The organism is Lentimicrobium sp. L6, from assembly GCF_013166655.1.
Classification (GTDB): domain Bacteria; phylum Bacteroidota; class Bacteroidia; order Bacteroidales; family UBA12170; genus UBA12170.
This window is the reverse complement of record NZ_JABKCA010000114.1, coordinates 1-10,436: the sequence shown is the minus strand read 5'-3', so window position 1 is coordinate 10,436 and position 10,436 is coordinate 1. Positions and strand designations below refer to the sequence as shown.

Annotated in this window: 6 protein-coding genes and 1 pseudogene; 2 read left to right on the top strand and 5 right to left on the bottom strand. The window is 37.1% G+C overall.

Features of this window, described 5'->3' with window-relative positions; translation table 11 throughout:
• The first annotated feature begins 238 nt into the window (after nucleotides 1-238).
• Nucleotides 239-490, top strand: coding sequence for a helix-turn-helix domain-containing protein (locus tag HNS38_RS20320; RefSeq protein WP_253916446.1), 252 nt, complete (start codon nucleotides 239-241; stop codon nucleotides 488-490).
• Nucleotides 406-1,172: pseudogene (locus HNS38_RS21285) on the top strand (IS30 family transposase). Before HNS38_RS20320 ends, HNS38_RS21285 begins: the two are co-directional and overlap by 85 nt.
• 308 nt (nucleotides 1,173-1,480) lie before the next feature.
• On the opposite strand, the gene HNS38_RS18915 reads toward HNS38_RS21285, so the two are convergent.
• The 5 genes from HNS38_RS18915 to HNS38_RS18895 form a co-directional block, all read right to left on the bottom strand.
• Nucleotides 1,481-2,287, bottom strand: a complete 807-nt coding sequence (locus tag HNS38_RS18915; RefSeq protein WP_172284283.1) for a redoxin family protein — start codon at nucleotides 2,285-2,287, stop codon at nucleotides 1,481-1,483.
• A gap of 179 nt (nucleotides 2,288-2,466) precedes the next feature.
• Nucleotides 2,467-2,787, bottom strand: coding sequence for an EthD family reductase (locus HNS38_RS18910; RefSeq protein WP_216663788.1), 321 nt, complete (start codon nucleotides 2,785-2,787; stop codon nucleotides 2,467-2,469).
• 154 nt (nucleotides 2,788-2,941) lie between these two features.
• A complete protein-coding gene (locus HNS38_RS18905; protein ID WP_172284285.1) occupies nucleotides 2,942-4,279 on the bottom strand; it encodes a S41 family peptidase in 1,338 nt (445 codons plus the stop codon).
• A 412-nt stretch (nucleotides 4,280-4,691) separates the two neighbouring features.
• Nucleotides 4,692-7,814 (bottom strand): glycoside hydrolase family 2 TIM barrel-domain containing protein, encoded by a 3,123-nt coding sequence (locus HNS38_RS18900; RefSeq protein WP_216663787.1) that lies wholly within the window; start codon nucleotides 7,812-7,814, stop codon nucleotides 4,692-4,694.
• Nucleotides 7,815-7,949: 135 nt separating this feature from the next.
• Nucleotides 7,950-10,436 (bottom strand): aminotransferase class III-fold pyridoxal phosphate-dependent enzyme (locus tag HNS38_RS18895; RefSeq protein ID WP_172346909.1); only part of this gene is annotated, 2,487 nt, incomplete at its 5' end.

Below are 10,436 nucleotides of genomic sequence, written 5' to 3'. Positions count from 1 at the left end.
TAAAAGAGGTGCTTACACAAAGAAAGATGACCATTTGAGTAGCTCTCACAAGTTTCTTAAATTCAAGTAGTAAATGCAACTTTTCGATTTAGAGGCGAAAGTGTTAATTTTTCAAAACAGAAAGAGAGAAGAACTCTCCTTCATGTTTTGATGGTTTGCTTACCTTACCGCTTCCAATCGCGAAAAAAGAAGTTGTATGGCACACTTAACCGAATGACAAAGGTACACCATTTCATGTATGCTGAGTCAAGGATATGGCATTACCCAAATAGGACAGTTTATTGGTAAAGATAAATCAGTAATCAGCCGAGAATTAGCACGGAACTCTGATGGAAGAAGCGGGGTGTATGATTCTGAACTAGCACATAGGAAGTATAAAATCGGCAAAAAAAGAAACCTAAGCATATCCGTTTCACTCCTGAAATTCAAAAAGAAACAGAAGATTTATTACGACTGGACTATAGTCCAGAACAAGTGGTTGGAGTTTTAAAGAAACAGGGAAAACCCTATATTTCTTCGGAAGGTATTTATCAGCATATCAGGGATGATAAGAAGTCTTCCGGAACCTCATATACACATCTGAGAAGACAAGGTAGAAAGTATCGAAAAAGAGGATCAAAGAAAGATTCAAGAGGAATAATAAAGAATCGAGTAGGCATAGACCAGCGCCCCAATATAGTAGATAATAGAGAAAGATTTGGGGATTTAGAAGTAGATTTAATTGTTGGTAAGCACCATTATCAGGCTATGCTAACAATTAACGACAGGTCTTCGGGTATGCTGAAAATGAAGAAGGTAAAGTCAAAGGAATCAGATGTTGTGACACATGCAATCAATGATTTACTGGAAGAATGGATACCCTATATTAATACAGTTACAGCTGAAATGGTAAAGAGTTTGCAGGACATGAAAAAGTAGCTGAATTTTTAAAAATTGATTACTATTTCGCCAGGCCATACCACTCCTGGGAAAGAGGTTCGAACGAAAATTTAAATGGGTTGATAAGACAATACTTTCCAAAAGGAAGTGATTTTGAACAAATTAATGAAGAAAGAATTAAGGAAGTTGAATCGATACTAAATAATAGACCTAGAAAAAGATATCAATTTGAAAACTCTATATTTGCAATGGAAAAAATATTGTTTAACTCAAAAGTTGTATTTGTGGGTTGAATTCAGCTTTCTTTTCTCCATATACAATAGCAGATGCCCTATGGGCAATGCTTTTCTATAAATAGTAAGTTGAGAAGAAAAAACTACCGCGTAGTGGTTCAGCTCATGTATAAAGTACTTGCTAAAGTTTTCTATTCCCCGTAGGGGATTTGCTTTAATTGCGCTCTATCTTTTATTGATTTTTTAAAACATATGCTCTACGAGCAAATAAAAACAATTCCCTTTCTCCTTATTCAAAAGCTGATGCCCTATGGGCAATGCCTTTTTTGTGATTGCAAATAAACATAGTAAATATCTAGAAGACGGTTTTAATCATTATTCTCTAATAATTCCTTAATTCGTTTGGCGATTTCCTTTAGTTTTTCCTCAGAATAACCATCTGAGATATAAACTACTTGGCCATTCTGATTGATGAGAAAGTTTCTGGGAATAGTTTCTGTAGCATAAAGCTGATAGATACTCTTGTCTGGGTCAAGTCCCACATTGAAGGTTATGCCTCTTTCTTTAAACCGATCCATTGTTTTTTGAACTACTTCTTTTTGTTCTCCTCTGGAGATGGGAATAAGCACAAAGTCTTTATTCTCAAATGGCTTTTGAATGACAGTTGGAATCTCGTTAAACTCTTTTAAACAAGGTCCGCACCAGGTAGCCCAAAAGTTTAAAAGCACCACTTTCCCTTTTAGTTCGGATAACTGAATCTCTTGTCCATCCAACATTTCCACTTTAAAACCAGGGGCTTTATCACCAGCGAATATTAGAGTAGTTTCCTCCACTCGTTTTCTGTATTTATCCTCCTCTGCTTGCTTTTTCTGATCTTCTTTTTTTTGGTCTAGATTGGCTTTTTTTTCCAATTCCTTTTCAGATAATAATGTGATTTTTAAGATAAAGCTATCTTCTATTCTATTTCCAAATTTCTTGATGAGCTCTGCTTTTTCTTCATCACTCACTCCTTTATCAAATGATTTGATGGTATTTGGATCTAAAGCATTTACATACTCCTCAGATTGTTCCAAACCATCTACTAAATAGATAAATTGTGCTTTCTCTGTTTGAGTGAATCCATTTAAGGTTAATAGTGAAAAGGCAAGTATGATAAAGATTCTAAAGTGTTTCATATTTCTCTAATGATTTGCTAACAAGAAGCAATAATAGTAATAAAATCTATTTTTAGCTTACCGAAATCACAAAAGAATATGAATACTCTTAAGCCTGAGTAAGATATTGCTCTTAAAGCCTCTTCTTCATGGAGTATATATGCCAAGGCTCTTCATCCTATGGTCAATACTCCATTAAACTACATTACTTCACTCACTTGAACGATAGGTTCAATATTTGTAAAATTAGGCAAATCTCCCATTATTTTTTCGGCATTTGGTCCAAAAGCTTTTCCGAAATCTTCTACAGAATCAAAATACATATTCCCCATTCCAGCAAATGGAGCAGTGGACCCTAGTGTAGCACCTCCTAATCCTTTTTCTACTGTTGCACCTTTAAGGAAATCTCCTAGTAATTCATTAACCATTGGCAAATGGGTATTGCAATAGTAGTCCATATCAAATGTTTTGTTTTCCCCATTTGGGTATAATACACTTACTTTCGTCATTCCTTTTTTCATGCTCTTAGGTTTTAATTTGAACCTAAAACTACACTTTTTCAGTCCTAATGGGTTGTGTTGTGTAGCTTTAAATATTCTAACTATTTGTTATTTAGTGGATTATTGATTTTGTTTGAGCTGCTGCTTCTTTCATTTTAAACTATCTTCTGATTGCTTAGTCTTTATTTTTAAGGTTTCTATCTGAACGCCCATTATCATAAAGACCTTCTAATGCTGTGACTTCTCCTTCTTCCGATACAAATTTGATCCTAAATGATGACATGTCTTTAAGTTGAAATTCATCATAATTGAGGGGAATCAGTTCATGTTTATTTCTTCCAATTTTTTGATAATACAATTTATTGTTTTCCATACTAATGATTCTTGGACCATAGTTTCCTATATAGGATTCTAGAGTTGATTCCTCAATAATGACAGGTTCAAGTATAGCCTTAATAGCATCTAAATTCCATTGATAGAATTTTTCAAGCTTTGGATCATTACTTTCTTTTATTAAGTATTCTAAGGCATTAATTTGTGCCACCTCCAAGGCTTGATTGGCATCCACTTTTATTTGTGGTATCACTCCAATTCCTTCCCAGTTGGTTTCTGTTATTGGATTTATGGCACGTCCAGAAGGAACCCATACGGTGAACTTATCAGTCGCGGTTAATGAACCTCCAGGGTGAGCTCCTCCACCAGTTGTTTCACCAATAAGAGTCGCCCTTTCTAAGTTCTTTAGGTTATAGCTAAACTCTTCAGCTGCCGAAAATGTTCTTTTGCTCGTTAGCACATAAACTGGTGTTCTAGGGCTTCGTTTTCCCTGAACATAGGGTAGCGTCCAGGTTTGGGTATGACTGTCAGTGGGTCTCCAATAAAAATTATTTAGGTGCACCGGGTTGCTGTCAAATAGATAGCTAGTAATTAGCTGAATCATGGCTGGACTACCTCCGCCATTCATTCTCAAATCAATAATGATAGCATTACTATTGCTTAAAAAATTCATGGCAGAAACTGCTGTTGCACCGGCATATTCTACATCGGAAAAGCTTCTTAAATCTAAATAGCCAATATTACCATCTAGTATTTTAACTTCCTTAAAACCGAAGTTCTCCCGTTTTAAGTTGGCAATATATTCATATAGATAATTCAAACTGTCTTCTGCTGTATATACTTGTTCTTGAGCAGCAATTTCTTGAGGATTATACTCAACTCTGATGTGTTTATCGTGACTTATAGATAATAAATCTTTAGTCAATAGAGTGGCAAATTCAAAAGGGTCTTTAATAGAATTATAATCCCCATTTTTCAGGTTTCCTTGAATCAATTCAGACATTTGCTCAGCTATTTCAGGAAAGACATATGTACTTAGAAGTTTGCTGCAAATAGAATCAACGGTTATTGTCTTTTCTTGATTGTTTAAATCTGTTTGAACATCTTGTGCCTGAGCATTATTATTGAAAATAATAGAGGTAAATATCAATACCGATAAAAGTAAAATTGATTTTTTCATAGTTGTTGTTGTTTTCAAGTAGCTGTGAGAAATACATATATTCTTAAGAACTTAAGCCTAAAAATACGCTTTTTAATTCTTTTTGAAGATATTGTATACCTTTTAACAATTCTGGATATATCGTGTCAAAAGGATTATGGTTTTAGATTCGGATTTCACTGAAATCGTAAAACAAAGGAAACACTTCTTAGTCCTTTTTATATGCCTAGTCTAATGATGAGCCAACATACCGACACAATTGTAATGATACCAATAATTCTATTTACAAAGTTATGACCATTTGTATCAAACCAATCATCAGAGTTATTAGGCCCATAAACATATTCACTGAAAGTGTATTTTGGCTTGTTTAAAATTGTTATCCGTATCGTTCCATAAACCCAACGAACAACAGCGCCTAAAAAGTTAAATATCACTTCTCCACCACAGAAATCAAAAAAGAATAATAATACTCCTTAGCCGGAATACGATATTCCTCATGTACCATTCTGCCCCAAGAAGTATCACCTCCTACACCCATCATTTTGTAATCTATATTCCATTGTACCACTTCGCCTGTTTTAATATCGGCGCCATGGCGAGAAGTGACAGGCACCAATCCTGATGCCGATTCACCGCCACCTTTTCCAGCTACAAACTCCAATTCACTTTGTCGGAATGGCCAAGTGCTACAGTTCATTTTTTCGTTTCCGACAACTGTTACTTTTAACTTGTCCGACTCCAATGCCATCCAACGAACATCGCTTTTGTTTCCGGTTTCTTGTGGTCTTGGGTAACGGTGGAATTGCTCCTCAACTTTTCCACTATAAATACCCATTTTAGAACCTGTTTTTCTATCATTATAGCTTTCATCTGGACCTCGACCATACCAAGAGACCTCCTCATAATCACTTGGAAGTATCATATACATGCCCAGTCTAGGAATATCTGGTAAACTTTCTTTTAATGGAATGAAATGATAGTTTACTTTTAATTCTCCATTATTTCTAAATTCCAAATCTAGCTCTACTTTGGCAACTTCATGGGCTAATTTAAAACCTACTTTCATTTTTATACCCTTCTCATTATTTTCAGGTTCCAATAGTATTTCTGATTCATAGTTTTCACTAGTTTCTTGCCAAATATTAGCCCAATTTTGCATACCATTCCCTAAATCATTATCGGTAGGTGAACGCCAGAAATTGGCTTTTAATCCTTCTTCTGTAATGATTGAGCCATTTACAGTCCATAACTCAATATTTCCATTATCCCGATTAATATTCCATTCCACCTTCTCGTTCTTAAATACAAAAACATTCTTTTCTATAGAGATTTTTAAACTTTGTGCTGCCGTATTTATTGGAGGAAGCTCTTTTGCCCAGTTCAGTTGAAACTGCTCAAATGCCATTTCATGATTTACAGGTAGCAAATCTTGTTCTTTAGTGGTTTTGAGTTCTATAATTAAAAAGTGCTCGGCTAAAGGATCTAGTTCGGCAATATCTAAATCTGTTTCATAGCTTTTTCCTGCTTCTATTTTGGGTAAAATAAATAATTCTTCCTGAACAAGAATTCCATCTTTTAGTACCTTCCAAAATAATTCTAAATCCTCAAAAGCAGCAAAGAAGTTCTTATTGCTAATGGTCAATTTGCCATCAGTATATTCAAATTTTGCCGGCTGATATACTTTCTTCACTTCTCGTAAATGCGGATGAGGATTACGATATGGATCTACCAAACCATTATTGAGAAAGTTTCCATCAGTAGGCAAGTCGGGATGGAAATCGTGACCATAGGCCAAATAAGGATTCCCATTTTCATCTTTATACTCCAAGCTTTGGTCTACCCAATCCCAGATAAAACCGCCTTGTAAAACTGGATACTTCTCAATGATATCCCAATAATCCTGCAAATTCCCCACTGAATTCCCCATGGCATGGCAATATTCTATCATGATGCTGGGCTTTTGTGGGTCATTTTCTGCATAACGAATCAATCGCTCTGGACTGGGATACATGGGGCAGAAAATATCGGTATAATCTGCCGTTCCAGCTGGTTCGTATTGAATGGGTCGGGAGGAGTCTTTAGCTTTTAGCCAATCATAACAAGCTTCGAATACTGTGCCTTCTCCGGCTTCATTTCCCAATGACCAAATAATGATAGAAGGATGATTGCGATCTCGGATATACATGCGTTCAATTCTATCTAGATGGGCAGGTAACCATGACATCTCATTACCTATCTGGGTATCTTTATTTATGGCAAGAGGATGGCTTTCGATATTGGCTTCATCAATAACATAAAGCCCGTATTTATCACATAAATCTAGCCAGTAAGGATGGTTGGGATAGTGGGAGCTTCGCACTGCGTTGATATTGTTTTGCTTCATCAAGCGAATGTCCTTTTCCATGCTTTCTTTGGACACCACATGACCAGTAAATGGGTCGGTTTCATGTCTGTCCACACCCTTTATATAAATTGCTTTTCCATTGACTAATAGCTGATTATTACGGATTTTGATATTCCTAAACCCTATGTTTTTCTCAATCAATACTCGTTGACTCTTATTCTTGTCATCTTTTAAAATAATGGTGAATTTATAAAGGTTAGGCTCCTCCGCTGACCAAGGCAAAATGTCTTTAATCAAAGATTCTGTATGTAACCATGTACTGTCCTCAATACTGATGTGGATTCTTTTTTGGAAAAGTTCATTTGCTTTGTCATCACTCACTGAGACCATTAAAGTTCTATTTTCAATAAGTCTTGTAGAACTGCACACTAAAATATCCGCGGCGAAATCTCCATTTCTAAAAGTTGAATCTAAATCAGCCTGAACATGAAAATCTGCGATACTGACCTTGGGCTGACTATAGATATAGACTTCTCTTTCAATTCCGCTCATGCGCAACATGTCCTGACTCTCCAAATAAGAAGCATCGCTCCAGCGATACATTTGCATGGCGATGAGGTTTTCGCCTTCTTTTATATAATCGTTGATGAGGAATTCAGCAGGCGTTTTGGAACCCTGAGAATAACCCACAAATTGCCCATTGATATAAAGATACATGGCCGATTTAGCGCCTGCGAAATGCAAAATCACATCCTCAGTCAGCCATTCTTTTTCAATGGTGAAATTCTTTCTATAGCTTCCCACTGGATTATAATCCTCGGGTGCATCGGGCCAGGTGGTGGAGAAGGGATAGCGTTCATCGAGATAAATGGGATGATCATAGCCTTCCACTTCCCAATTGGCTGGAACAGGAATCTCATCCCATTGGCTATCATCTATATTCACCTGATAGAAATCCATAGAACGATCTTTAGGGGAGCGTACCCAATGGAATTTCCACAAACCATCGAGACTGAGGAAACGAGAAGATAGTTCCATTTTATCACGCATACATCTTCCTGCTTCTTCATAAGGAAAGAAACTCGCTCTTGGCGCTAATTTATTCACTCCAAAAACCTGATGATTTTGGTGTAGGTTTTGTTCTTGCTCTTGTGAAAAAGCAATAGCAAAGATGAAAATCGATAGGTATATTAGTATTGTTTTCTTCATTTTTTCAAAAATTGAAATCTGATGTTGATTAAGAGCTTTGTGGGTCGTTGAGCCTGTCGAAACGCCCATTGACCATTGTTTATTTTGGCCATTTCGACAGGCTCAATGACCGGCGATAGACCAACTTAAGGAACTTTATTCTCTCATAAAATCTTCAGTAAAAATCACCTTTAATCTCTTGATTAACTCCTCGGCATTCTCTTTGGAAAATACCATGGGTGGTTTAATCTTTAATACATTTACATCTTTGCCATCGGTGCTCATTAATATCCCTAAATCTTTCATTCTATTGGCTAGATAAGCTGCTTTTTCTGGGAGTGGATTTTTGTTTTCATCTACCAATTCAAAGCCCAAGAATAAACCTTGTCCTCTCACATTTCCTATAATGGGGAAGTCTTTGGATAAGACTTCTAATTCTGATTTTAAATACTCTCCAACTTCCAAAGCATTTTGTTGAAGCTTTTCGTCTTTCACCACTCTAAGAACCTCTCTTCCGATGGCGCAGGAAACAGGATTACCACCAAAAGTATTGAAATATTCCATTCCATTGGCAAAGGCATCGGCTACTGCTCTAGTGCAAACCACAGCGGCTAATGGATGACCGTTTCCTATGGGTTTTCCTATGGTGACAATATCAGGTACCACATCGTGAAGCTGGAATCCCCAGAAGGCTTTTCCTACTCGTCCAACACCCACTTGCACTTCATCGCTGATACAAAGGCCTCCAGCTTTTCTAATGGCAGAATAGGCCGTTTTTAAATAATCCTCAGGTAATTCTATTTGCCCACCACAGCTAATGATGCTTTCACAGATAAATCCTGCTACATTTCTTCCTTTCGCTTGTATTCTATCTACTTGTTCTTGAATATGAGCAGCATATTTCTCTCCACAATTCTCTCCTTGATAAAGCCCACGATAGGCATCGGGCAAAGGAACAATATGGGTATGTTCTGGGGCGCCTTTACCACCTTTCCCATCGAATTTATAGGAGCTCACCTCTATACATCCATTGGTGTTTCCATGGTAGCCAATTTCCACAGCTATCATGTCTTTCTGTCCAGAATAGGCACGACACATTCTGAGGGCCAATTCATTGGCTTCGCTGCCAGAATTCACAAAATGCACCACCGATAATTCCTGGGGGAAGGTGCTTAATAATTCCTCGGCAAACTGATTGATGTTTTCGTGGAGATAGCGGGAGTTGGTGTTGAGAATGCCCATTTGAGCTTGTCCTGCTTTTACCACTCTTTCATGCTCATGCCCCACATGTGCCACATTATTTACCGTGTCCAGATATTTCCTTCCACTAGAATCCAATAGAAAAGCTCCTGCTCCTCTCACCATTTTCAGTGGAATATCATAGCTCAAACTTAAGCTCTTACCTAAATGTTGTTTGCGGTATTTAATAAGTTGCTCATTGTCTTTTTGTAGGGCCTCCTCTAAGTTTTTTTCTTTCCATAGTAAATTTGAATCTGGACAAATACTCGACCAAATCTCTAATTCCTTGGCCGTGGAAACCCCTGGGAAATCATACTCGTAATCTAGCATACTTAGCATGAGTTGAAAATGCAGGTGAGCAGCCCAATTGCCATTTTCTTCTTGATTTCCAACCCAAGCTATCAGTTCTCCTCGTTTTACTTTTTGATTCTTCTTTATTTGATTCAAAGAGTTTAAGCTCAAATGTCCGTAGAGACTATAAAATTCTAAGCCTTCCTCCGTTTGGTGTTTTAAGATGAGAGTAGGGCCATAATCTTTGTCTGCATCGTTATGATGAATACTAAAGACTTCGCCATCTAAAGGTGCATGAATAGCTGTTTTGGCTTCCAACCACAAATCTGTTCCCAGGTGAACTGCACGATATATAGGACCATTATTGCTTTCCTTTTTATAGGCATCGGTAATATAAAACGGACGAGTTTCTAGATATCCTCCAGCTACGATGATATTCTTGTTAGCAGACTTTAGTTCTTGCAATTTGTATTCTGTGAACTGATTATTGAGGTATTCGCTTTCATGACCCATCCAGGTGCTTTCAATACTCATGTCCACTTTTTTAAGCTCCTCAAATTCTATCTGAGGAAAAAGCGATTGGATGGAGATATTTTGTTTTGCCGCCCAGTTTTTAAATTCTTTTTCTTTTGGATGTGGACAGAAGCCACACGCCGCTCTAAAAGAATAATGGGCTAAATCTTCAGAAATGGCTTTCCATTTTTCCAATACCTGCCAAGCTGGTTTTTCGCTGATGAGCAGATAAGTATTATCGGGTTCCAACTGTCTATTGATAGCAGATTTAGTAACGCTAATCACCAAGCGCATGGCCACCAAAGTATAGAGAAATTCCAATTCCTCTTCCAGCAAAGGAAACTCTTGATAATAGGCTTTGATAATGGGTAATGAAGCTTCCAAAACATCGGATTTATTCATTACCGCATAGGCAATGGCAATGGCTAAATCGTTAATGGTTTGGGTATAAATGGCATCTCCATAATCGATGATAGCTTTTACTTGAGGATGGATTAAATCGTTACTCACAATCACATTATTATCGTTGGCATCACTATGTACCACCGATTTTCTGAGAGATTGATACGGCTCATGAATTTCTTTGAAAAGAGATTGAAA

What these genes read in the sequence shown, in the direction of transcription:
- HNS38_RS20320 (WP_253916446.1), top strand. Translation starts at nt 239, where the DNA reads ATGCTGAGTCAAGGATATGGCATTACCCAAATAGGACAGTTTATTGGT.
- HNS38_RS18915 (WP_172284283.1), bottom strand. Translation starts at nt 2,287, where the DNA reads ATGAAACACTTTAGAATCTTTATCATACTTGCCTTTTCACTATTAACC.
- HNS38_RS18910 (WP_216663788.1), bottom strand. Translation starts at nt 2,787, where the DNA reads ATGAAAAAAGGAATGACGAAAGTAAGTGTATTATACCCAAATGGGGAA.
- HNS38_RS18905 (WP_172284285.1), bottom strand. Translation starts at nt 4,279, where the DNA reads ATGAAAAAATCAATTTTACTTTTATCGGTATTGATATTTACCTCTATT.
- HNS38_RS18900 (WP_216663787.1), bottom strand. Translation starts at nt 7,814, where the DNA reads ATGAAGAAAACAATACTAATATACCTATCGATTTTCATCTTTGCTATT.